This is a genomic window from Pseudomonas marginalis (assembly GCF_008692035.1).
Classification (GTDB): Bacteria; Pseudomonadota; Gammaproteobacteria; order Pseudomonadales; family Pseudomonadaceae; genus Aquipseudomonas; species Aquipseudomonas marginalis.
Genome location: NZ_VTFG01000001.1, coordinates 3,809,739 through 3,830,651, shown reverse-complemented (window position 1 = coordinate 3,830,651; position 20,913 = coordinate 3,809,739). Strand labels below are relative to the sequence as shown.

Below are 20,913 nucleotides of genomic sequence, written 5' to 3'. Positions count from 1 at the left end.
GGTTCAGGTGCAGATGCATGCGCCGGGAGCGTGACCGCAGGGTTCTGGTCAGCGCAGTGCCAGCACCGCCGCCCATTGCTCTGCCGTGACCGGCATCACGGACAAGCGACTGCCTTTTTGTACCAGGGGCAATTCGGCGAGGGCGGTTTGCTGTTTCAGGTAGCCCAGGCCCAGCACCTTGGGAAAGGTCTGGACGTGCGCGACATTGATCGCGCTCCACGGGTTTTTCTCCGGGGTGGCCTTGGCGTCGAAGTAATGGCTGTCCGGTTCCAGCGCGGTAGGGTCCGGATAGGCGGCCGCGATGATCTTGCCGATGCCGGCAATGCCGGGCTCGGGGCAACTGGAGTGGTAGAAGAAAAATTGGTCACCCACCGCCATGGCGCGCAGGAAGTTGCGTGCCTGGTAGTTGCGTACCCCGTCCCAGCGCGCTTCGCCCAGCGTTTCCAGGCCGTTGATGGAGAGTTCGTCGGGCTCGGATTTCATCAGCCAGTAGGCCATTTTTGCGCTCCTGAAAAAGCAGTGGGCAAGTTGTCAGGCAATTTGATGACAAACCGACAGTCGGTTGGCGTCAAGGTTTGCGTGTTGGTTCACGTTATCGCAGAATGCCGGGATTTTAAGCTTGACGCAGCTGCAACGGACTACTTTGGAACGTTGTTGTCATCGTGTACGAGATGCCTGAAGGGGGGCAATCGATGCAACGTAAACCGGATTTACTATGGATATTGGTGATTTTGTTTGGTCTGGGCGTCGTGACCACCGGGTATGCGCAAAGCTTATGGTCGAACAAGACCGATGCGCCAGTTGAACTGACTCAGCAGCAGCCGCAACCCTTCAAGCGCTGACCCTTCTTCAAGGCGCCGTAGCTTCCTGCGGCGTTTCTGCGACATACCACTGCCTGTCGGTAACGGTGCCAGCCAACGGCACATCCCAGCTGGCCTGTGCCAATCGATCGACCTTCTGACATTCATGGGCCAGGCCCAGCAGCGCCGGCTTGCGCCAGCTTTTGCGGCGTGCCAGATAGGCGAGGCTGCGGTCGTAGAAACCGCCGCCCATGCCCAGGCGGCCACCGGTATCATCGAACCCCACCAACGGCAGCAACACCAGATCCAGCGCCCATACCTTGCGCTGGCGCCTGGCATTGACCCGTGGCTCCAGAATGCGAAAGCGATTGGGCAGCAGCGTTTCCCCAGGCTTCACGCGCTGGAACACCATCTTGGTCCGTGGCCAGGCGCTGAGCACCGGCAGGTAAGTGGCCTTGCCCCGGCGCTGTGCCGCACGCAGCAGCAGGCGCGGATCGATTTCACCGTCCGTCGGTAGATACAGGGAAATATGTTTGGCCCGGCGAAACAGCGGGTGCTGTGCCAGTTGCCGATACAGGCCATGGGCGGCCTGGCGCTGCTCGCTGGGCGTGAGGGCGCGGCGGGCTTTGCGCAACATGCGTCGAAGGTGCGGACGGGAAAGCGGCGCAGGTTCGTTCATGGTTTTTCGGCTCATAAAACAATGCCAGTCCGGGGACTGGCATTGAGTTCTGGAGTTCAGGCTCCCCGACAGAGCCGCTGTCGACTCAGCCCTTGAACCCGAAAGTTCAAGGTGGAAGAAGCAGTAGGCTTTAAGGCTTTCCGTCTAGCGGACATGCACACCAGCCCAACGTGCAACTTCCAGGGTAGTGCGAATCGGCTCCGGGACATCGCCGACTGGCAAGCACGCCAGGGAGTGGGGCGAGTATACCTTAAACAGTCGCGGCAATCAGCCCTTGGGTTGCTCTGTGTCGCTGGAAAGCACCAGGTCGACGCGTTCGAGCAGGTCGCGCACCTGCTCGCGCGTCGAGCCGCTGGCCTGTACGTCAGGGCGCTCCTGCTTATGCAGCAGGTCGTGGGTAATGTTCAGGGCGGCCATTACGGCGATGCGGTCGGCACCGATGACTTTGCCGCTGCTGCGGATTTCACGCATCTTGCCGTCCAGGTAGCGGGCGGCGCTCACCAGGTTGTTGCGCTCTTCCTGGGGGCAGATGATCGAATATTCTTTGTCGAGGATCTGCACGGTGACGCTATTGCTTGAACTCATGAGTCTTGCTCCAGGGCCTTCAGGCGCGAAATCATCGATTCGACCTTACGCCGGGCGATTTCGTTTTTTTCAATGAGGTGAGCGCGTTCCTCGCGCCAGGTCTTTTCCTGAGCTAATAGGAGTCCGTTTTGACTCTTAAGTTGCTCGACCCGAGTAATTAGCAATTCGAGTCTGGCCATCAGCGCTTGCAGGTCGGTGTCTTCCATTGGGTTCCACTGGATTTGTCTGATGAATGGCAACTGCAGGATAAACGATCTGACGCCCTCGATAGTCTTGGTACGTCTGCCGGTGCTAGGATACAGCGCTCCATTCTAGACATTGCGCCGTCTGGCGCCTAGCTCACCATGCCCATTCAGAACTCCCCGTACGATGCTTTTTCCAAACTGCTGAGCACCAGCGGCCATCCTTGCTCGCCCGCCGAGCTGCATGGCGTGCTGCTCGGCCGCAGTTGCACCGGTGTTGGCTTTGATGCCGACAACTGGCTGGCCGATGTGGCCGAGCTGCTGGAAACCGAACCGACCGACAACGTGCGCAACGCGCTGATCGGCCTGCAAGAGATGGTCAAGGGCGAACTGACCGGTGATGACGTCACCGTGGTCCTGCTGCTGCCGACCGACGATGCACCGCTCCCCGAACGCGCCGCCGCACTGGGCCAATGGTGCCAGGGCTTCCTCCACGGTTTCGGCGTGAACGCCGGCGGCCTGGAACTGAGCACCGACGCCAAGGAAGTGCTGCAGGACCTGGCGGCCATCTCCCAGGTGCAAGATGCCCTGGAAGAGTCCGAAGACGGCGAAGGCGACTACATGGAAGTCATGGAATACCTGCGCGTCGCGCCATTGCTGCTGTTCACCGAGACCAGGAAGTCCGCTGAGCCTGCTGCACCCAAGCCTTCGCTGCACTAAGAAAAGGAAGCCCATCTGCCCATGATCCATATCCCCAAAGCGGAATACACCCGGCGTCGCAAGGCGCTCATGGCGCAGATGGAACCCAACAGCATCGCGATCCTGCCGGCTGCCGCCGTGGCGATCCGCAATCGCGATGTGGAGCACGTCTATCGCCAGGACAGCGACTTCCAGTACCTGAGCGGCTTCCCCGAGCCGGAAGCGGTGATCGTGCTGATGCCCGGTCGCCAGCATGGCGAGTACGTGCTGTTCTGCCGCGAACGCAATGCCGAGCGCGAATTGTGGGACGGCCTGCGTGCCGGTACCGAAGGCGCCATCCGTGACTTTGGCGCCGACGATGCCTTCCCCATCACCGATATCGACGACATCCTGCCCGGCCTGATCGAAGGCCGCGACCGGGTGTATTCGGCCATGGGCAGCAACGCCGAATTCGATCGGCACCTGATGGAGTGGATCAACGTCATCCGCTCCAAAGCGCACCTTGGCGCCCAGCCACCGAACGAGTTTGTTGCCCTGGATCATCTGCTCCACGACATGCGCCTGTATAAATCGGCGGCAGAAGTGAAGGTGATGCGCGAGGCCGCGCGAATTTCCTGCGCGGCCCATGTGAAGGCCATGCAGGCCAGCCGCGCCGGCTTGCATGAGTTCAGCCTGGAAGCCGAACTGGATTACGAATTCCGCAAGGGCGGCGCGAAGATGCCGGCCTATGGCTCCATCGTCGCCACCGGGCGCAACAGCTGCATCCTGCATTACCAGCAGAATGACGCCGTGCTCAAGGACGGTGACCTGGTGCTGATCGATGCCGGTTGCGAAATCGATTGCTACGCCAGCGACATCACGCGCACCTGGCCGGTCAATGGCAAATTTTCGCCGGAACAGAAGGCGATCTATGAAATCGTGCTGGCTTCCCAGGAAGCCGCCTTTGCCGAGATCGCGCCGAACAAACATTGGAACCAGGCCCACGAGGCGACGGTGCAGGTCATCACTGCCGGACTGGTGAAGCTGGGGTTGCTGAAGGGCGACGTCGACGAGCTGATCGCCAGTGAAGCCTACAAACCCTTCTATATGCACCGCGCCGGCCATTGGCTGGGGATGGATGTGCATGATGTGGGCGAGTACAAGGTGGGCGGCGAATGGCGTGTGCTGGAAGTTGGCATGGCGCTGACGGTGGAACCGGGCATTTATATCTCGCCGGATAACCAGACCGTCGCGAAAAAATGGCGTGGCATTGGTGTACGTATCGAGGACGACGTGGTGGTGACCAAGCAAGGCTGTGAAATCCTGACCGGCGGCGCCCCCAAGAGCGTCGTTGAAATCGAAGCCCTGATGGCGGCCGCCCGATGAGCCGGGTCAACCTGGCGATTATCGGTGGCGGCCTGGTAGGCGCGAGCCTGGCGCTGGCGTTGCAGGCCGGTGCCAAGGCGCGTGGCTGGAAGATCGTGCTGATCGAACCCTTCGCGCCCGGCGACAGCTACCAGCCGAGCTACGACGCGCGGTCTTCGGCGCTGTCCTACGGCGCCCGGCAGATTTATCAGCGCCTGGGCCTGTGGCAGCAGATCTCGCGCCGCGCCGAGCCGATCAAGCAGATCCATGTGTCGGACCGCGGACGCTTCTCCACCGCGCGACTGTCCGCCATGGAGGAGGGCGTGCCGGCCCTCGGTTACGTGGTGGAAAACGCCTGGCTCGGCCAATGCCTGTGGCAAGGCCTGGACAAGGACGTGGTGAGTTGGCGCTGCCCGGCGGAAGTCACACGCCTGGAGCCGCTGCCCGATGGCTACCGCCTGACCCTCAACGATGAAACCGTGCTGGAATGCGACCTCGCGGTGCTCGCCGACGGCGGCCGCTCCGGCCTGCGCGAGCAATTGGGCATTGGCGTGAGAACCCGCCCGTACAACCAGAGCGCACTGATCGCCAACATCACCCCGAGCGAAGCCCACAACGGCGAAGCGTTCGAGCGTTTCACCGATGAAGGCCCGATGGCCCTGCTGCCGCTGCCGGACAACCGTTGCGCACTGGTATGGACCCGTATCGGCATGGACGCACAGCGCCTGGCAAATCTCGATGAACGCAGCTTCCTGAGCGAGTTGCAGGGCGTGTTCGGCTACCGCCTGGGCACCCTCAAGCAAGTCGGCGCCCGTCATCTGTATCCGTTGACCCTGGTGGAAGCCGAAGAGCAAGTGCGCTCGCACCTGGCGATCCTCGGCAATGCCGCCCACAGCCTGCACCCGATTGCCGGGCAGGGGTTCAACCTGTCCCTGCGTGATGCGCACGCCTTGGCCGAGGCCCTGTTGGCCGGGCCGGCGGTGCCGGGCGACCTGGCGACGTTGCAGGCTTATCGCGAGCGTCAGCGCATGGATCAGAAGTTGACCGTGGGTTTCTCCGACCAGGTCACGCGGCTGTTTGGCAGCGCGCAACCGCTGGTCGCCCTGGGCCGCAATATGGGCCTGCTGGGCCTGGACCTGCTGCCACCGGCCAAGCGTTGGTTCGCCCGTCAGGCCATGGGCCTGGGGACGCGTCCCGATGCGTGAGACTCATCAATCCTTTTACGTGCGGTGCAAGCCGCCAGCGAGACAGGCTTAAAGCATGGACATGCGCGCAGATGTGCTGATTGTCGGGGCCGGAATGGTCGGAAGCGCCCTGGCGCTGGCATTGCAAGGCAGCGGCCTGCAAGTGCTGCTGCTCGACGGCAGCCCGCTGAGCGTCAAGCCGTTCGACCGCGCGGCGGCCTTCGAACCCCGTGTGAGTGCCTTGTCGGCGGCCAGCCAGCGCATCCTCGAGCGCCTCGGTGTGTGGGATGGCATCGTTGAACGACGCGTCAGCCCGTACGGCGAGATGCAGGTGTGGGACGGCAGCGGCACCGGGCAGATCCACTTTTCGGCGGCCAGTGTGCATGCCGAAGTGCTTGGGCATATCGTCGAGAACCGCGTGGTCCAGGATGCCTTGCTCGAACGTCTGCACGACTGCGACCTGGGCCTGCTGGCGAATGCGCGCCTGGAGCAGATGCGCCGTTCCGGCGATGGCTGGTTGCTGACCCTGGCCGATGGCCGGAAATTGCGCGCGCCGTTGGTGGTGGCCGCCGATGGCGCCAACTCCGCCGTGCGCCGCCTGACCGGCACCGCGACCCGTGAATGGGACTACCTGCATAACGCCATCGTTACCAGCGTGCGCAGCAGCCAGCCGCACCAACGCACGGCCTGGCAACGCTTTACCGACACCGGCCCGCTGGCGTTTTTGCCGCTGGAACGGGACGGGCAGGAAGATTGGTGCTCGATCGTCTGGTCGACTACGCCGGCCGAATCCGAACGCCTGATGGCGCTGGATGATGAAAGCTTCTGCCGTGAACTGGAGCGCGCCTTTGAAGGGTGCCTCGGTAGCGTGGTCAGCGCCGATCCGCGTGTGTGCGTACCCTTGCGTCAGCGCCACGCCAAACGCTATGTGGCCGAGGGCCTGGCATTGATCGGCGACGCCGCCCATGTCATCCATCCATTGGCCGGGCAGGGCGTCAACCTGGGTTTCCTCGATGCGGCGGTGCTGGCCGAAGTGTTGTTGTCGGCCACCGAACGCGGTGAACGTCTGGCCGATGTGAAGGTGCTCAGCCGTTACGAGCGCCGACGAATGCCCCATAACCTGGCCCTGATGGCGGCGATGGAAGGCTTTGAGCGCCTGTTCCAGGCCGATCAACTGCCGCTGCGCTGGTTGCGTAATGCCGGGTTGAAGATGGTCGACCAGATGCCCGAGGCCAAGGCCGTGTTTGTGCGCCAGGCCCTCGGGTTGAGCGGGGATCTGCCGGACCTGGCCAAGCCCTGACAGGTTTACGCAACATTTGGTAACGGCTCCGCCGAGCGTTACCAAATGTGAGTCCCTATCATTTGCGCTTATTTTGCAAATGAGAGACCGCACCCATGTTGGCACCCAAGCGCCTCCTGACTGCCCTGGCATTCACCCTGATCGGCAGCACCTCCGTGCAGGCAGCCGACGAAGTGGTGGTCTACTCCTCGCGTATCGACGAACTGATCAAACCGGTGTTCGACGCCTACACCCAAAAGACCGGTGTCCAGGTGAAGTTCATCACCGACAAGGAAGCGCCGCTGATGCAGCGCATCAAGGCCGAGGGCGAAAACGCCACCGCCGACCTGCTGCTCACCGTGGATGCCGGCAACCTCTGGCAGGCCGAGCAAATGGGCATTCTGCAACCGTTCACCTCCCCGGTAATCGACAAGAACATTCCCCTGCAATACCGCTCTTCGGCGCATGCCTGGACCGGTTTGAGCCTGCGCGCGCGGACCATCGCGTACTCCACCGACCGGGTCAAACCGGGTGACCTGACCACCTACGAAGCCCTGGCCGACAAACAGTGGGAAGGCCGCCTGTGCCTGCGCACGGCGAAAAAGGTCTACAACCAGTCGCTGACGGCCACCCTGATCGAAACCCACGGCGCGGCCAAGACCGAAGAAATCGTCAAGGGCTGGGTGAATAACCTGTCTACCGACGTATTCTCGGATGACATTGCGGTGCTGGAGGCGATCAACGCCGGGCAATGCGACGTGGGTATCGTCAATACCTACTACTACGGCCGTCTGCACAAGCAGAAGCCGGACCTGGCGGTGAAGCTGTTCTGGCCGAACCAGGGCGACCGTGGCGTGCATGTGAACCTGTCGGGCATCGGCTTGACCAAACACGCGCCACACCCGGAAGCCGCCAAGGCATTGGTGGAGTGGATGACCACGCCTGAGGCGCAGAAGATCTTTGCCGACGTGAACCAGGAATTCCCGGCCAACCCGGCGGTACCGCCGTCGGCTGAAGTGGCGACCTGGGGCAAGTTCGTGGCGGATACATTGCCGGTGGAAGTGGCGGGCAAGCGCCAGGCTGAAGCCATTCGCCTGATGGATCGGGCGGGCTGGAACTAAGTACAATTTGTAGGACGCCGCAGATCCAAATGTGGAGGGGGGCTTGCCCTCGATGTCGGAGTGTCAGTCTACTCATCGTTGACTGATCCACCGCCATCGGGGGCAAGCCCCTCCCACATTGGATTGTGGTGATTTGAAGATTTCATTATTGAGAACCCACCCTTGGCCCACCCCGCCCAACGCCGCTGGTACCTGCCGGTCTTCAGCGTCGCCGCCCTGGTGCTGCTGCCGCTGAGCGTGCTGTTGCTGTCCTGGCAAAGCATCGACGCGCAAATCTGGTCCCACCTGTGGGAAACCCAGATGCCCCGCCTGCTGGGTAACACCCTGACCCTGGTGCTGGGCGTCGGCGTCGGTGTAACCCTGTTGGGCGTCAGCCTCGCCTGGCTCACCAGCCTCTGCGAATTCCCCGGCCGGCGTTGGCTCGACTGGGCGTTGATGCTGCCCTTTGCCATTCCCGCCTATGTGCTGGCCTTCGTGTTTGTGGGCCTGCTGGATTTTTCAGGCCCCGTGCAGACCCTGCTGCGCGAGTGGTTCGGCACCGGCTTGCGCCTGCCGCGGGTGCGCTCCACCAGCGGTGTGATCATCGTGCTGGTGCTGGTGTTCTATCCCTACGTGTACCTGTTGGCGCGCAGCGCATTCCTCGCCCAGGGCAAGGGCCTGATGGAGGCGGCGCGGGTGCTGGGACAGTCGCCCTTGCGGGCATTCTGGCATGTGGCCCTGCCCATGGCGCGGCCGGCGATAGGAGCCGGGGTGGCGTTGGCACTGATGGAGACACTGGCGGATTTCGGTGCGGTGTCTGTGTTCAACTTCGATACGTTCACGACCGCGATCTACAAGACCTGGTACGGCTTTTTCAGCCTGTCCAGCGCGGCCCAACTGGCCAGCCTGTTGCTGTTGGTGGTGATGCTGGTGCTGTATGGCGAACGGCGTGCCCGGGGCGCCAGTCGATCCAGCAATGAACGGCCACGGGGCAAGGCGCTGTACCACTTGCGCGGGTTCAAGGCGGCGGCTGCCAGTGCCTGGTGTGGATTGGTGTTTGCCTGTGCCTTTGTCATCCCGATGCTGCAATTGGTCGCCTGGTTCTGGCAGCGCGGCCGGTTCGACCTGGATGAGCGCTATTCGGGCCTGATCGTCCATACCCTCTACCTGGGTGGCATCGCGGCGCTGATCACGGTCAGCGTGGCGCTGGTACTGGCCTTCGCCAACCGCCTGGCGCCGACCCGGGCGATTCGCTCCGGTATCAGCCTGGCCAATGTCGGCTATGCCTTGCCGGGCTCGGTGCTGGCGGTGTCGATCATGCTGGCGTTCAGTTACCTGGACCGTGAGCTGGTGGTGCCGCTGTCCGGCTGGCTCGGCGGGGCGGGCAAGCCATTGTTGCTGGGCAGTCTGTCGGCGCTGGTGCTGGCGTATCTGGTGCGCTTTCTGGCCGTGGCCTACGGGCCGCTGGAAAACAGCCTGGCGCGCATCCGGCCTTCGTTGCCGGAAGCAGCGCGCAGTTTGGGCGTGAGTGGGCCGCGACTGTTTTGCAAAGTGTATCTGCCGCTGTTGCTGCCCGGCACCCTGAGTGCAGCACTGCTGGTGTTCGTCGACGTGCTCAAGGAAATGCCCGCAACCCTGCTGATGCGCCCGTTCGGCTGGGACACCCTGGCGGTGCGGATCTTTGAAATGACCAGCGAAGGCGAGTGGGCGCGGGCTTCTCTGCCGGCCTTGACGCTGGTGCTGGTGGGGCTGCTGCCGGTCATCGGGCTGATCCGACGCTCCGCCCGACCAATCGGTTAGGTGCCAGTCCTACGGCTTGCGGCTACAATGCGCGGCATTCGGTGCGGTCCGTCCTTCGGATCGAGTCGCTGTACGTGGCTGCAGGCCTTGTCATTCAAGGTGTCCGGCACGGGCAACGGCGCTGCGCACCTTCGCCAAGCCCGGAAGGAGAAACCCATGGGACAGCGTACGCCTCTGTATGACCTGCATCTCGCCCTCGGCGCGAAAATGGTCGATTTTGGCGGTTGGGATATGCCTTTGCACTACGGCTCGCAAGTTGAGGAGCACCATCAGGTGCGGCGCGACTGCGGGGTGTTCGATGTATCTCATATGACCGTGATCGATATCACCGGCCCCCAGGCCAAGGAATGGCTCCAGCACCTGCTGGCCAATGATGTCGAGCGTTTGCATGGCTGTGGCCGTGCGTTGTACAGCGCCATGCTCAATGAGCAGGGTGGCGTGGTGGACGATATGATTGTCTATCGCACCGAGACCGGATATCGGCTGGTGGTCAACGCCGCCACCCGAGACCAGGACATGGCCTGGATCCAGGCGCAACTTGGCAGCTATCAGGTGCACCTGCATGAGCGGCCCGAGTTGGCCATGCTCGCCATTCAAGGTCCCCATGCCCGGCAGAAGATTGCCGAGCTGGTCACCCAGTCTCGCGGTACCCTGATCCACCAGCTCAAGCCCTTTGAAGGGCATGCCGACGGCGATTGGTTTATCGCCCGCACGGGTTACACCGGCGAAGACGGCCTGGAAATTGTCCTGCCTGCCGATCAGGCGCCGGGGTTTTTCAACGATCTGGTCGGTGCGGGGATTTCCCCCATAGGCCTCGGCGCGCGGGACACCCTGCGGCTGGAAGCCGGCATGAACCTGTACGGCCAGGACATCCATCAGAACGTTTCGCCCCTGGCGGCCAACATGGCCTGGAGCATTGCCTGGGAACCTGCCGAGCGCAATTTCATTGGGCGAGCGGCGCTGGAAGCAGAGTTGGCCGCCGGTGTGCAGTTCAAACTGGTCGGGCTGGTACTGGAAGAACGTGGGGTTTTACGCGCTCACCAGGTGGTTCGCATCGCCAATGTTGGCGAAGGGGAGATCACCAGTGGTAGTTTCTCTCCTACGCTGAGCAAATCCATTGCCCTGGCGCGTGTACCGACGGCGACTGCCGATCGGGCCGAAGTGGAAATCCGCGGCAAGTGGTACCCGGTTCGAGTGGTCAAACCGACCTTCGTGCGCCATGGCAAAACCTTGATCTAACTATTTCCGGCAGGCCAATGGCTGCTGACATTTCTTCTTGAGGACACAGACTATGAGCGATATCCCTGCCGACCTGCGTTTTGCCGAAAGTCACGAATGGGCCCGTCTGGAAGCTGACGGTACGGTGACCGTCGGGATCTCCGATCATGCTCAGGAAGCTTTGGGTGATGTGGTGTTTGTTGAGTTGGCCGAAGTCGGCGCTACGTTTGAAGCCGAAGGCCAGGCAGGTGTGGTTGAGTCGGTGAAGGCTGCTTCGGATATCTACGCCCCGGTTGCCGGTGAAGTGATTGCCGTCAACGAAGAGCTGGGTGGCAGCCCTGAGCTGCTGAACTCCGACCCTTACGGCGCGTGGATCTTCAAGCTCAAGCCAAGCAACCCGGCTGATCTGGAAAAGCTGCTGGATGCGGCTGGCTACAAGGCGGTCATCGGCGAGTAAACGCTAGACCCCTGTGGGAGGGGCCTTGCTCCCTCCCACATTCAACCGTGCAGGGCCACGAGTGTTCAGTCCGCCTTCAGGACCGCCTTTACCGCCGCCACCGACCGCTCCACATCTGCCTCTGTCATCGCCGTGAACATCGGCAACGACACGATCAAACGTCCAACCTTTTCCGCTACCGGGAACATACCTTCCTTGAACCCCTGTGCCCGATAAAGGCTCAGCAGGTGAATCGGCGGGTAGTGATAGCCAATGCCAACACCCTGTGCCTGCATTTTCTCCATGAAGGTGGCGCGGGCGGGCAGCCCGTCTTGGCGCTCCGGCAGCACCAACTGGAACAGGTGCCAGTTGCTGTTTTCGAAGTCAGCCGGCGGCAGTTGCGCGCCGTACTTTTCTTCGAAATCACTGCCGAAACATTTGAAGTAGTGCCGGGCCAGGTGCTGGCGATGGGCGGTGATTTTCTCGATGTGGGCAAACTGCCCCAGGCCGATGGCTGCAGCGATGTCGGTCATGTTGAACTTGCCGCCCAGTACATCCACGTCCAGGCCGTCGAAGCCGGTGCGGGTGACGCCCTGCAGGCGGTATTTTTCCGCCAGGCGGGCTTCTTCGGCATTGTTCAACACCAGGCAACCGCCCTCGGAAGAGGTGATGTTCTTGTTGGCCTGGAAGCTGAACGATACAAAGTCCCCGGTGGAACCGATGCGTTCGCCATCCCAACTGGAGCCCAGGGCCTGGGCGGCGTCTTCGACGATGCGCAGGTTGTACTTGTTGGCCAGTGCGTACAGCATCGGCATGTCCAGGGGCAGGCCGGCCAGGTACACCGGGATGATCGCCTTGGTGCGCGGGGTGATTGCGGCTTCCACCTGGGCCAGGTCGATATTGCGGGTGACCGGGTCGATGTCGGCGAACACCGGCGTGGCGCCTACTTCCAGGATCACGTTGGCTGTTGCGACCCAGGAGATCGGTGTGGTGATGACTTCATCGCCGGGCCCGATACCGGCGATACGCAAGGCGATCTCCATGGTGCAAGTGCCCGAGTTGAAGGTGCGCACCGGCCGGCCGCCAAAGTATTCCGATAGCTGCGCCTCGAAAGCCTGCACTTTCGGTCCGCTGGTGATCCAGCCCGAGCGCAGTACATCGCCGACCGCCGAGATGGTGGCTTCATCGATGGTAGGTTTGGAGAACGGCAGAAAGGGCTGTTGGCTCATGACGACGAAGGCATCCGTTTCAGATTGGCGATGAGTAAGCGAGGGTTCAGTCCCGGCATGGTGGCACGGTTAGACTGAATATAGCCTGTCGCCTGTGAATGAATCGTCATGCCACGGACACGGAAGTGCCGCTTGAACGGCGGCATGTCCTGTTGCCGGTCAGAAGTACACACGGGTTTCAAAGAACACACTCTGCTCCTTGAGCTTGCCCTTGAGCTGTTCATCACGAGCGTTTATCCGGTTGGTGAAGGTGTTGTAGCCGGTCTCGATACGGCCCATGTCCACGTAGCGCCAACCTGTGCCAAAGGCAATGCGGTCGTTGACCTTGGCATCCAGGCCCAAGCCTACGCTGTAGGCAAAATTATATTGGCGGTGGCTGGCAAAGCGACGGGTGTCATTGCTCTGAAAACCCTCGGCATCAATTTGCGCGACGCCCATCCCCGCTATGCCGTAGAACGAGAGCCAATGGGTGAGCGGTATGTTTTTATAGCCGTTGACCATCAAGCGCTGGCTGTCCGCTTCAAGACGGTTGACGTTGGCATTGAAGGGCGACCAGAAGGAGTCGAAGGTCGAGCTGCCGGAGAGGGTGTATTCCCCTTCCGCGCGCCAGCCATTGGCGAAGGCATAACCTACCGCGTAGGATCCGGTGAATGTTTTAGTGCTATCAGGCGCTTCCACTCGTTCGTTGACGCGCGGGCTGGTCAACAGTGCGCTGGATAGATTCTGGCGTGCACTGTTGAATTTTGCCGAGCCGTACCAGGCCTCTGCCTGTGCATAAGGCGCTGCAATAGCAGTGAGGAACAGAAAGGAAGATAGTTTTCGCATGGTTATCGATTCACTGAGGGGAAGGGTGGAATCGATAGCTTGTCGTCGGGCGAGTGCAGTGATCGAGAGGACTTCTCCTGTTCAATCGTCAACTCATCAGTCTTTGCTGTAGGAAGAAAAGCGGCACAAAAAAGCCGCTCCCAGGGAGCGGCTGTTTTAACCGGCGGTTTTACTCGGCGGCGATAGCGTTTTTCGCCAGGATGGCGTTGGCCAGTTCCATATCCGTGGCCTGCAGTCCAGGGTTATCGGCGCGGACTTTCTGCATGGCGGCTTCCAGGTACGGGCCGCGGATACCGCCGTCGCTGGCAACGAAGCTGCCTGCGTCGTCTTGTGCGGCAACCACCAGCTTGTGGTCCTTGAAGGTCAGGTAGGTCGAGCCGGTCGTGGCGCCCGACGAGATGACATTGCGCCAGAAACTGTCGGCCATGGCTGAACCGACAGGAAGGGAAAGCACAGCGAGGGTAGCGACAGCATATTTAAGACGCATGATGGGTGACTCCGGGTGGGTGATCTGTACCGTTTGATTGCAGTTAGCCCAGCCGAGTTCCATCACTGACTAAACAGTTTCTACCTTCAAGATCACGCCATCCAGGCCCACCACACGCACTTGAGCGCCTACAGGGCTGTCAGGGCCGGTCACCATCCAGACGCCGTCACCGACTTTTACCTTGCCCCGACCCTCCACAATCGCCTGATGCACCACGAACACGCGGCCGACCAGCTCCGAGCCACGCTCGTTGAGCCCCGGCTGGTCACTGGCTTTGGCACTGCTGCGCTGGCGTTTCCACCAGTACACCGCTGTCAATATCGACAGCACAGCGAACAGCAACAGTTGCCACTCCAGCCCGAGCGGCGGCACCAGAAACTTGATCACGCCCACGGCTGCCGCAGCTATGCCCATCCACAGCAGGTAGCCACCGGCGCCGAATACTTCAAGAATCAATAGCACTGTACCCAGTGCGAGCCAATCCCAGAACGAAAGATGCTGCAGGAAATCCCACATGGCGATCGCCTCAGGCTTTCTTGTTGTCGAAGGTTGCCTTGACGATTTCGCCGATGCCGCCGACAGCGCCGATCACCTGGCTGGCTTCCAGCGGCATCAGGATCACTTTGCTGTTATTGGCCGACGCCAATTTGCCAAGGGCATCGATGTATTTCTGCGCGACGAAGTAGTTGATGGCCTGTACGTTGCCGGTGGCAATCGCTTCGGAAACCACCTGGGTCGCGCGGGCCTCAGCCTCTGCCTGACGCTCACGGGCTTCAGACTCCAGGAATGCGGCCTGGCGCCCACCTTCGGCTTCAAGAATCTGTGCCTGTTTCTTGCCTTCGGCCGTCAGGATCGCCGATGCCCGCAGGCCTTCGGCTTCCAGGATCTGTGCACGCTTGATCCGTTCGGCTTTCATCTGGCCGGACATGGCGGCCATCAGGTCGGCGGGCGGGCTGATGTCCTTGATTTCGATCCGGGTGATCTTGATGCCCCACGGCGCCGTGGCTTCATCGACGGTGCGCAGCAGTTTTTCGTTGATGCCGTCGCGCTGGCTGAGCATGGCATCCAGCTCCATGGAGCCGAGCACCGTGCGGATATTGGTTTGCAGCAGGTTGCGGATAGCGTGTTCGAGGTTGTTGACCTCGTAGGCGGCCTGGGCGGTATTGACCACCTGGAAGAAGCACACGGCGTCGATCTGCACGGTGGCGTTGTCGGCGGTGATGACTTCCTGGGGCGGGATATCCAGCACGCTTTCCATCACGTTGATCTTGCGGCCGATGCGGTCCATGACCGGGATGATGATGTTCAGGCCCGGCTTGAGGGTGTTGGTGTACCGGCCGAAGCGCTCGACGGTCCACTGATAGCCCTGGGGTACCACCTTGAAGCCCATGAACAGGATGGCGATGGCCAGGCCCACGAAAAGAAGCAGTACGGTTCCGATCTGCATAGCGATTCCCTATCTGATGGTGTCAGTTAAACGACGTTCGGCGGATTGTAACGGTCTTGTCACCGATAAGAACGGTTTCAGCACGGCGTAATCAACGCATTTGTTACCGAATCCCCAGGCGTCACTCGCAATACCTCGGCCATTGTGGTCAGCCCCGCCTTGACTTTACCCACGCCGGCCATGCGCAGGCCGCACATGCCTTGCGCCACCGCCTCCCTGCGCAGGGACTGCGCGTCGGCGCCTGGCGTGATCAGCGCCTTGAGCGAGTCATTCAGCACCATGATCTCGTAGACCCCGGCGCGCCCGCGAAAGCCGCTGTTTCGACATTCTGCACACCCTACCGCTTCGTGAGCATCGCCCGCCACCCGCTTGCAATGAGGGCACAGCAAGCGCACCAAGCGCTGCGCCATTACGCCCAATAACGTGGCCTTGATCAAATAATGAGCAATGCCCAGTTCCTGCAAGCGGCTGATGGCGCTGGGCGCATCGTTGGTGTGCAGCGTCGAGAGCACCAAATGCCCGGTCAATGCGGCCTGGATCGCCATCTCGGCGGTTTCCCGATCGCGGATCTCGCCGATCATGATGATGTCCGGGTCCTGGCGAAGCAGGGCTCGGATGCCGCTGGCGAAGGTCAGGTCGATATTGGGCTGTACCTGCATTTGGTTAAACGCCGGCTCGACCATCTCGATCGGGTCTTCCACGGTGCAAAGATTGACCTCCCGGGTCGCCAAGTGTTTGAGCGTGGTGTAGAGGGTGCTGGTCTTGCCTGAACCGGTAGGCCCCGTGACCAGGATGATGCCGTTGGTGTGGCGCGTCATGTCGTGCCATCGCTGCTGGTCCTCGGCCGACAAGCCCAGCTCGTCAAAGTCCTTGAGCAGCACCTGCGGGTCGAAAATCCGCATCACCAGTTTTTCGCCAAAGGCGGTGGGCAGGGTCGACAGCCGCAACTCGACTTCTGTGCCTGCAGGGCTTTTGGTCTTGACCCGGCCGTCCTGGGGTTTGCGTTTTTCCGCGACGTTCATCCGCCCGAGGCTTTTCAGGCGGCTGACCACCGCCATCGTCACCTGGGGTGGAAATTGATAGACGTCGTGCAGCAGCCCATCAATGCGAAAGCGCACGCGGCCTTGTTCACGGCACGGCTCGATATGAATATCACTGGCCCGCTGGGCGAACGCGTATTGCAACAGCCAGTCGACGATATTGACGATATGCGCGTCGTTGGCGTCCGGCTCCTGGTCGCTGGCGCCGAGGTTGAGCAACTCGACGTTGCCAGGCCCCGCGACCTTTTGATCCGCACCGCTGACGGACTTCGCCAGCCGGTAGAATTCGCTGATACAACGCTGAATGTCCTGGGGGTTGGCAACCACGCGCCTGATCGAGCGCTGGAGCACTTGTGCCAGTCCCGATTCCCAACTGGTGACATGGGGCTGGGCGCTGGCAACGGTGACGGTCTGCGCGTCCACGGCCACCGCAAGGATGGCGTGGCGTTGGGCAAATGCGTGGGACATCAGCGGCACGACCGTTGCAACATCGATCTTCAGCGGGTCGATGCGCCAATAAGGTTGCCCCACATGTTGGGCAAGCCACTGGGTCAGGGTTTCCAGGGAAGGCCCATGGGCGGCGATGCACTCCAACGGGTGCTGGGCATTGCCGGCGGGCAGCGCTGATAAGCGCTGCGCGATGTCGGGAGCAATCAGCCCTCCCTCGACCAGCGCCGGGAGCAACTGATGCAGTTCCAATCGGTGATCAGCAGACATGAAGGTGTTCCTGGGTAGCCTCGGACGACATTTCAGGCTAGCCAGCCGCCGAATATCTTCCTCCCAGCGTATGTTGCAGGCCTTTACCGAGCTGCTGCCGCCACGGCCACCGGCCCCACGGAATCAGCGCGCCATACATGCAGCGTGCACACGCTGATCAGGTTTCGAATCTTTTCGGCGATCACTTGGGCGCGATGCCAGCTCAGGCTATCCATCACGATATCGATGTTCAGCAGGTCTTCCTGGCGGCTCACGTTGACCTGGCTCGGTGTCAGGAACTGCAACGCAAAATAGTTGAGTACCCGACACAACACATCGGGCTCCGCCTCGGCGACGATCCGGTAATGCGCCTGGCAATGGGTGCTGCTGGCAGCCCACGCATCGACGCGGGTCAGAGGGTGGGTGGTTTCGACGGCATGCATGCTGACTCTCCAGATTCGAATGGAGAAATTTTTACATTCGCTTCGGGAGATTTCTTATCTAAGATGGGCATGATTTGCGATTAATCGAATCGTTCAATTCAGAAAAGACAGCCTTCAAGGTATTTTTATGCACAGCGAATTGGACGCCTACGACCGCCGCATCCTGGCCCTGCTGCAAGAGGACGCCTCGCTGTCCAGCGCGCAGATCGCCGAACAGGTCGGCCTGTCCCAGTCGCCGTGCTGGCGACGCATCCAGCGGCTCAAGGAAGAAGGAGTGATTCGCGGCCAGGTCACTCTGCTGGATCGCAAGAAGATCGGCCTGAATACGCAGATCTTTGCCGAGGTCAAACTCAACGCCCACGGCCGATCCAACTTCACCGAGTTCACCGACGCGATTCGTGGGTTTCCGGAAGTGCTGGAGTGCTATGTGCTGATGGGGGCGGTGGACTTTCTACTACGCATCGTGACGTCGGACATTGAGGCGTACGAGCGGTTTTTCTTCGAGAAGTTATCGATGGTGCCGGGGATTCAGGAGGTCAACTCGATCGTGGCGCTGTCCGAGATCAAGTCGACCACCAGCCTGCCAGTATTGCGCTGACAGGATCGGCCTCATCGGGGGCTAGGCCCCCGATGGCGATATTAAAGGCGCAGCAGGGTCTTCCAGGCACGGTTCTGATACACCGCAATCGCCTGATGCATGCGCGCATCCAGCGACTCGTCGGTGATCGGCTGGTTGGCCAGTTGCGCCAGCTTGTTCAGCTCGCCGTACAAACGATCCAGTTCCGCAATGTCCACCACGTTACGCGCATGGTGCAGCCAGGCCTGGATGCGTTCGATGCGCGGCAGTTGCTCGGCCAGGTCTTCCGGTTGCTGCTGGTAGCGCGGCAGTTGCAGGGCGACGGCATCGTCGGCCAGCAGGCGCGGCAGCCAGTTGGTGATTTGCGCGGCGCCCTGGCGGTTGCCGCGCACGTTGCGGTCGGCAGTCCAGGTGCGGGCCATCAGCCAGCGTGACATGTTCAGCGAGAACAAGCCCCAGCGCACGTCGTCCAATTCTTCGGCAAACTGCTCGGGTGCGGCTTTGCGGATGTCTTCGTCGTCGTCACCGGCCTGTACCAGCGGGCGCCAGTCTTCCAGCAGTGCATCGAGTGCGCTGCGCAGTTCGCTGGTGGATTGACGCGGCGCGGCCTGGCCGAGGCTGCCGATCAGGGCGCGCAGTTCGCCGAGGTTGTCGACCCAGTCCTGCAGCAGACGCCAGTGGCCATTGAAGCGGTATTGCTCGGCGAGGCGCTGGCTGCTGCCGAGCAGGTGCCACATGATTGCGGCGAAGGCGTCGTCCAGCGGCATTTCGGCGTGGATCTGCGGCGCCGGCAGGCTCAGGGAGTAGCTGCTGGCGTCGTACAGGCGGTAGCCGCGCTCGGCCTTGCTGATGTCACACGGCATCAGTGCGAGGGTGGCGGCCAGCTCGGCGGCCAACTCCAGCAGCGCAGCCGGCTCGCCTTCGCGCAGTTCCAGTTCCAGCTCGCAGATTTCTTCTTTCTGCTTACCCACGACCACATGGCCCAGGTCCAGGGCGGCTTCGATCACCACCTTGGCCTTGCCACGGCCCCAGGCGATTTCGGCGCGCTCGCGCACGAAGTCGGTGGTGAAGATCGGCTTGAGGGTCTTTTTGTCCAGCTCGGCCAGTTGCTCGGGCCAGCAATCGCCGTCGAGTTTCTTTACGTCGAGCTTGGCCTTGGGCAGGTCCCAGTTGTACTCATTGCGTTCCGACAGGCCGGCGACGCTTTGGCCACGGGTCTTGAGGGTCTGGATAATCTCGTCACCGTCCTTGCGCAGGCGCAGGGCGACTTTGGCCTGGGCCAGGTCACGCTCGGGGGTGTCGAAGTACTGGTTCATCAACTCACGGCGTTCCCAGCCACTTTTGTTGCGTTTTTTCAGTAGCGGGTGCTCACGCAGCGCGGCGAGTGTTTCGCGGCTGACGCGGAGCTTGATTTCGGTTTCTTTCTGCATGGCCGGAAAATCCAGGATCGGGAGCGCAGCCGGGGAAAAGAGTGGCTGCCAAGGTCGTGCAGTGTACAGGACTGAGCCCGGCAACGCGCCGCAACGGTTTATTGTCTCGTGCAGATGCCTCTATAGTGGGGCTCATCCGGGAAGTAGGGAGACCGCGTATGCCGTTACCGTCCATGAAAGAGCAGTTCGCCGCGCTGATTGCCGCGCCTTCGGTGAGTTGCACCCAGGCGTCTCTCGACCAGACCAACCGACCGGTGATCGATTTGCTCGCCGGTTGGTTGGGCGACCTGGGGTTCTCCATTGACATCCAACCGGTCAGCCCCGGCAAATTCAACCTGCTGGCCAGCTTTGGCACAGGCCCCGGCGGCCTGGTATTGGCCGGCCATAGCGACACTGTTCCTTATGACGCTGCGTTGTGGAAGACCGATCCGCTCAAGCTGACGGAAGTCGACGGCCGCTGGGTAGGATTGGGCAGTTGCGACATGAAGGGTTTTTTCGCGCTGGCGATTGAAGCGGTGTTGCCGCTGCTGGACCAACCGTTCAAGCAACCGTTGCTGATCCTCGCCACCTGCGATGAAGAAAGCTCCATGTCCGGTGCCCGGGCATTGGCCGAAGCCGGGCGCCCGCTGGGCCGCGCGGCGGTGATCGGTGAACCGACCGGCCTCAAGCCGATCCGCCTGCACAAAGGCGTGATGATGGAGCGCATCGACATTCTCGGCCAAAGCGGCCATTCGTCGGACCCAAGCCTGGGCCACAGCGCCCTGGAAGCCATGCATGACGCCATCGGCGAGCTGCGCGGCCTGCGCCTGGCCTGGCAGCGCGAGTACCGCAATCCACAATTCAGCGTGCCGCAACCGACCATGAACTTCGGCTGTATCCATGGTGGCGACAACCCCAACCGCATCTGTGGCCAATGCTCCCTGGAATTCGACCTGCGGCCCTTGCCGGGCATGGACCCCGCAGTGCTGCGTGCGGCGATCCGGCAAAAGCTCGAACCCCTGGCCGAGCGCCATAAGGTCAAGATCGACTACGCGCCGTTATTCCCCGCAGTGCCGCCGTTCGAGCAGGTCGAAGACGCCGAGTTGGTGCGGGTCGCGGAACGATTGACCGGGCATCGTGCCGAAGCAGTAGCGTTCGGCACCGAAGCGCCTTATCTTCAGCGCCTTGGTTGTGAAACCCTGGTGCTCGGCCCTGGCGACATCGCCTGTGCCCACCAACCGGGCGAATACCTCGAAATGTCACGCTTGACGCCTACAGTGCGTCTATTGCGGGAACTGATCGAACATTACTGCCTGAAACCTGCGTAAATTAACCCCTGTCCATTCGTACATAAGGAGAGCGAGCGTGTCGCCAAGCCTGTTCCGACGATAACCATCAGCCCGCTGTGCGTTTTCACGACTCATCCTTTTTCGGCTGCTTTTTATTACAGGCCC

The 20,913-nt window shown here is 61.5% G+C and carries 23 protein-coding genes and 1 other RNA gene; 11 read left to right on the top strand and 13 right to left on the bottom strand.

Annotated elements, in window-relative coordinates; genetic code table 11:
- Positions 1-48: 48 nt before the first annotated feature.
- A complete protein-coding gene (locus tag FX984_RS18020) occupies positions 49-498 on the bottom strand; it encodes an EVE domain-containing protein (RefSeq protein WP_027608373.1) in 450 nt (149 codons plus the stop codon).
- A gap of 194 nt (positions 499-692) precedes the next feature.
- On the opposite strand from FX984_RS18020, the gene FX984_RS18015 reads away from it, so the two are divergent.
- Positions 693-842, top strand: coding sequence for a hypothetical protein (locus tag FX984_RS18015; RefSeq protein ID WP_092355790.1), 150 nt, complete (start codon positions 693-695; stop codon positions 840-842).
- 7 nt (positions 843-849) lie between these two features.
- Here FX984_RS18015 and FX984_RS18010 read toward each other — a convergent pair whose 3' ends face one another.
- The 4 genes from FX984_RS18010 to FX984_RS17995 form a co-directional block, all read right to left on the bottom strand.
- Entirely contained in the window at positions 850-1,479 is a 630-nt protein-coding gene (locus FX984_RS18010; RefSeq protein ID WP_027608374.1) for a 5-formyltetrahydrofolate cyclo-ligase, read from the bottom strand.
- Positions 1,480-1,537: 58 nt separating this feature from the next.
- Positions 1,538-1,716, bottom strand: a non-coding RNA gene (ssrS, locus tag FX984_RS18005) — 6S RNA.
- Positions 1,717-1,746: 30 nt separating this feature from the next.
- The gene (locus FX984_RS18000; RefSeq protein WP_027608375.1) at positions 1,747-2,064 is read right to left on the bottom strand and encodes a cell division protein ZapA; all 318 of its coding nucleotides are present in this window, start codon (positions 2,062-2,064) and stop codon (positions 1,747-1,749) included.
- Positions 2,061-2,270 (bottom strand): TIGR02449 family protein, encoded by a 210-nt coding sequence (locus FX984_RS17995; protein WP_007982902.1) that lies wholly within the window; start codon positions 2,268-2,270, stop codon positions 2,061-2,063. The genes FX984_RS18000 and FX984_RS17995 overlap by 4 nt, the downstream gene beginning before the upstream one ends.
- Positions 2,271-2,408: 138 nt before the next feature.
- On the opposite strand from FX984_RS17995, the gene FX984_RS17990 reads away from it, so the two are divergent.
- The 8 genes from FX984_RS17990 to gcvH all read left to right on the top strand — a co-directional run bounded on the left by FX984_RS17990 (position 2,409) and on the right by gcvH (position 11,327).
- Entirely contained in the window at positions 2,409-2,966 is a 558-nt protein-coding gene (locus FX984_RS17990) for a YecA/YgfB family protein (protein WP_065938043.1), read from the top strand.
- Positions 2,967-2,987: 21 nt separating this feature from the next.
- Positions 2,988-4,310, top strand: coding sequence for a Xaa-Pro aminopeptidase (gene pepP, locus FX984_RS17985; RefSeq protein WP_065938044.1), 1,323 nt, complete (start codon positions 2,988-2,990; stop codon positions 4,308-4,310).
- Positions 4,307-5,494 carry a 2-octaprenyl-6-methoxyphenyl hydroxylase gene (gene ubiH / locus FX984_RS17980; protein ID WP_027608378.1) on the top strand — a complete coding sequence of 396 codons (1,188 nt, stop codon included), beginning with the start codon at positions 4,307-4,309 and terminating at the stop codon, positions 5,492-5,494. The genes pepP and ubiH overlap by 4 nt, the downstream gene beginning before the upstream one ends.
- A gap of 61 nt (positions 5,495-5,555) precedes the next feature.
- A complete protein-coding gene (locus FX984_RS17975) occupies positions 5,556-6,773 on the top strand; it encodes a 2-octaprenyl-3-methyl-6-methoxy-1,4-benzoquinol hydroxylase (RefSeq protein ID WP_186511889.1) in 1,218 nt (405 codons plus the stop codon).
- A gap of 95 nt (positions 6,774-6,868) precedes the next feature.
- The gene (locus FX984_RS17970) at positions 6,869-7,873 is read left to right on the top strand and encodes an extracellular solute-binding protein (RefSeq protein WP_027608380.1); all 1,005 of its coding nucleotides are present in this window, start codon (positions 6,869-6,871) and stop codon (positions 7,871-7,873) included.
- 162 nt (positions 7,874-8,035) lie between these two features.
- Complete coding sequence (locus FX984_RS17965; protein ID WP_027608381.1) at positions 8,036-9,652, top strand: ABC transporter permease; 1,617 nt, start codon at positions 8,036-8,038, stop codon at positions 9,650-9,652.
- Positions 9,653-9,808: 156 nt separating this feature from the next.
- Complete coding sequence (gene gcvT, locus FX984_RS17960) at positions 9,809-10,891, top strand: glycine cleavage system aminomethyltransferase GcvT (RefSeq protein ID WP_146476995.1); 1,083 nt, start codon at positions 9,809-9,811, stop codon at positions 10,889-10,891.
- Positions 10,892-10,943: 52 nt separating this feature from the next.
- Positions 10,944-11,327, top strand: a complete 384-nt coding sequence (gcvH, locus tag FX984_RS17955; RefSeq protein WP_108573418.1) for a glycine cleavage system protein GcvH — start codon at positions 10,944-10,946, stop codon at positions 11,325-11,327.
- Positions 11,328-11,392: 65 nt separating this feature from the next.
- Here the strand turns inward: gcvH and FX984_RS17950 are convergent, their stop codons facing one another.
- The 7 genes from FX984_RS17950 to FX984_RS17920 form a co-directional block, all read right to left on the bottom strand.
- Positions 11,393-12,535 carry a DegT/DnrJ/EryC1/StrS family aminotransferase gene (locus tag FX984_RS17950; protein ID WP_027608384.1) on the bottom strand — a complete coding sequence of 381 codons (1,143 nt, stop codon included), beginning with the start codon at positions 12,533-12,535 and terminating at the stop codon, positions 11,393-11,395.
- Between the two features lie 159 nt (positions 12,536-12,694).
- The gene (locus tag FX984_RS17945) at positions 12,695-13,366 is read right to left on the bottom strand and encodes an outer membrane protein (RefSeq protein WP_146476997.1); all 672 of its coding nucleotides are present in this window, start codon (positions 13,364-13,366) and stop codon (positions 12,695-12,697) included.
- A 163-nt stretch (positions 13,367-13,529) separates the two neighbouring features.
- Positions 13,530-13,847 (bottom strand): DUF2388 domain-containing protein, encoded by a 318-nt coding sequence (locus FX984_RS17940; protein ID WP_027608386.1) that lies wholly within the window; start codon positions 13,845-13,847, stop codon positions 13,530-13,532.
- A gap of 69 nt (positions 13,848-13,916) precedes the next feature.
- Positions 13,917-14,363, bottom strand: a complete 447-nt coding sequence (locus FX984_RS17935) for an NfeD family protein (RefSeq protein WP_141156262.1) — start codon at positions 14,361-14,363, stop codon at positions 13,917-13,919.
- Positions 14,364-14,373: 10 nt separating this feature from the next.
- Positions 14,374-15,294, bottom strand: a complete 921-nt coding sequence (locus FX984_RS17930) for an SPFH domain-containing protein (RefSeq protein WP_027608388.1) — start codon at positions 15,292-15,294, stop codon at positions 14,374-14,376.
- 77 nt (positions 15,295-15,371) lie between these two features.
- Positions 15,372-17,051, bottom strand: coding sequence for a GspE/PulE family protein (locus tag FX984_RS17925; RefSeq protein ID WP_092355769.1), 1,680 nt, complete (start codon positions 17,049-17,051; stop codon positions 15,372-15,374).
- An 83-nt stretch (positions 17,052-17,134) separates the two neighbouring features.
- Entirely contained in the window at positions 17,135-17,473 is a 339-nt protein-coding gene (locus FX984_RS17920) for a hypothetical protein (RefSeq protein WP_092355766.1), read from the bottom strand.
- Between the two features lie 127 nt (positions 17,474-17,600).
- Between FX984_RS17920 and FX984_RS17915 the strand changes: the two genes are divergently transcribed.
- Positions 17,601-18,071: an Lrp/AsnC family transcriptional regulator gene (locus tag FX984_RS17915; RefSeq protein ID WP_010207358.1), complete on the top strand. Its 471-nt coding sequence runs from the start codon at positions 17,601-17,603 to the stop codon at positions 18,069-18,071.
- A 41-nt stretch (positions 18,072-18,112) separates the two neighbouring features.
- On the opposite strand, the gene FX984_RS17910 is transcribed toward FX984_RS17915, so the two are convergent.
- A complete protein-coding gene (locus FX984_RS17910) occupies positions 18,113-19,480 on the bottom strand; it encodes a CYTH domain-containing protein (protein ID WP_027608391.1) in 1,368 nt (455 codons plus the stop codon).
- Between the two features lie 158 nt (positions 19,481-19,638).
- Here FX984_RS17910 and argE point away from each other — a divergent pair, with 158 nt between their 5' ends.
- Complete coding sequence (gene argE / locus FX984_RS17905; protein WP_092355762.1) at positions 19,639-20,787, top strand: acetylornithine deacetylase; 1,149 nt, start codon at positions 19,639-19,641, stop codon at positions 20,785-20,787.
- Positions 20,788-20,913 lie beyond the last annotated feature (126 nt).

What these genes read in the sequence shown, in the direction of transcription:
- FX984_RS17915 (WP_010207358.1), top strand. Translation starts at nt 17,601, where the DNA reads ATGCACAGCGAATTGGACGCCTACGACCGCCGCATCCTGGCCCTGCTG.
- argE (WP_092355762.1), top strand. Translation starts at nt 19,639, where the DNA reads ATGCCGTTACCGTCCATGAAAGAGCAGTTCGCCGCGCTGATTGCCGCG.
- FX984_RS17970 (WP_027608380.1), top strand. Translation starts at nt 6,869, where the DNA reads ATGTTGGCACCCAAGCGCCTCCTGACTGCCCTGGCATTCACCCTGATC.
- FX984_RS17990 (WP_065938043.1), top strand. Translation starts at nt 2,409, where the DNA reads ATGCCCATTCAGAACTCCCCGTACGATGCTTTTTCCAAACTGCTGAGC.
- FX984_RS17910 (WP_027608391.1), bottom strand. Translation starts at nt 19,480, where the DNA reads ATGCAGAAAGAAACCGAAATCAAGCTCCGCGTCAGCCGCGAAACACTC.
- FX984_RS17950 (WP_027608384.1), bottom strand. Translation starts at nt 12,535, where the DNA reads ATGAGCCAACAGCCCTTTCTGCCGTTCTCCAAACCTACCATCGATGAA.
- FX984_RS17975 (WP_186511889.1), top strand. Translation starts at nt 5,556, where the DNA reads ATGCGCGCAGATGTGCTGATTGTCGGGGCCGGAATGGTCGGAAGCGCC.
- FX984_RS17995 (WP_007982902.1), bottom strand. Translation starts at nt 2,270, where the DNA reads ATGGAAGACACCGACCTGCAAGCGCTGATGGCCAGACTCGAATTGCTA.
- gcvH (WP_108573418.1), top strand. Translation starts at nt 10,944, where the DNA reads ATGAGCGATATCCCTGCCGACCTGCGTTTTGCCGAAAGTCACGAATGG.
- FX984_RS17935 (WP_141156262.1), bottom strand. Translation starts at nt 14,363, where the DNA reads ATGTGGGATTTCCTGCAGCATCTTTCGTTCTGGGATTGGCTCGCACTG.
- FX984_RS17920 (WP_092355766.1), bottom strand. Translation starts at nt 17,473, where the DNA reads ATGCATGCCGTCGAAACCACCCACCCTCTGACCCGCGTCGATGCGTGG.
- FX984_RS18000 (WP_027608375.1), bottom strand. Translation starts at nt 2,064, where the DNA reads ATGAGTTCAAGCAATAGCGTCACCGTGCAGATCCTCGACAAAGAATAT.
- FX984_RS18010 (WP_027608374.1), bottom strand. Translation starts at nt 1,479, where the DNA reads ATGAACGAACCTGCGCCGCTTTCCCGTCCGCACCTTCGACGCATGTTG.
- gcvT (WP_146476995.1), top strand. Translation starts at nt 9,809, where the DNA reads ATGGGACAGCGTACGCCTCTGTATGACCTGCATCTCGCCCTCGGCGCG.
- FX984_RS17925 (WP_092355769.1), bottom strand. Translation starts at nt 17,051, where the DNA reads ATGTCTGCTGATCACCGATTGGAACTGCATCAGTTGCTCCCGGCGCTG.
- FX984_RS17940 (WP_027608386.1), bottom strand. Translation starts at nt 13,847, where the DNA reads ATGCGTCTTAAATATGCTGTCGCTACCCTCGCTGTGCTTTCCCTTCCT.
- FX984_RS18020 (WP_027608373.1), bottom strand. Translation starts at nt 498, where the DNA reads ATGGCCTACTGGCTGATGAAATCCGAGCCCGACGAACTCTCCATCAAC.
- ubiH (WP_027608378.1), top strand. Translation starts at nt 4,307, where the DNA reads ATGAGCCGGGTCAACCTGGCGATTATCGGTGGCGGCCTGGTAGGCGCG.
- pepP (WP_065938044.1), top strand. Translation starts at nt 2,988, where the DNA reads ATGATCCATATCCCCAAAGCGGAATACACCCGGCGTCGCAAGGCGCTC.
- FX984_RS18015 (WP_092355790.1), top strand. Translation starts at nt 693, where the DNA reads ATGCAACGTAAACCGGATTTACTATGGATATTGGTGATTTTGTTTGGT.
- FX984_RS17930 (WP_027608388.1), bottom strand. Translation starts at nt 15,294, where the DNA reads ATGCAGATCGGAACCGTACTGCTTCTTTTCGTGGGCCTGGCCATCGCC.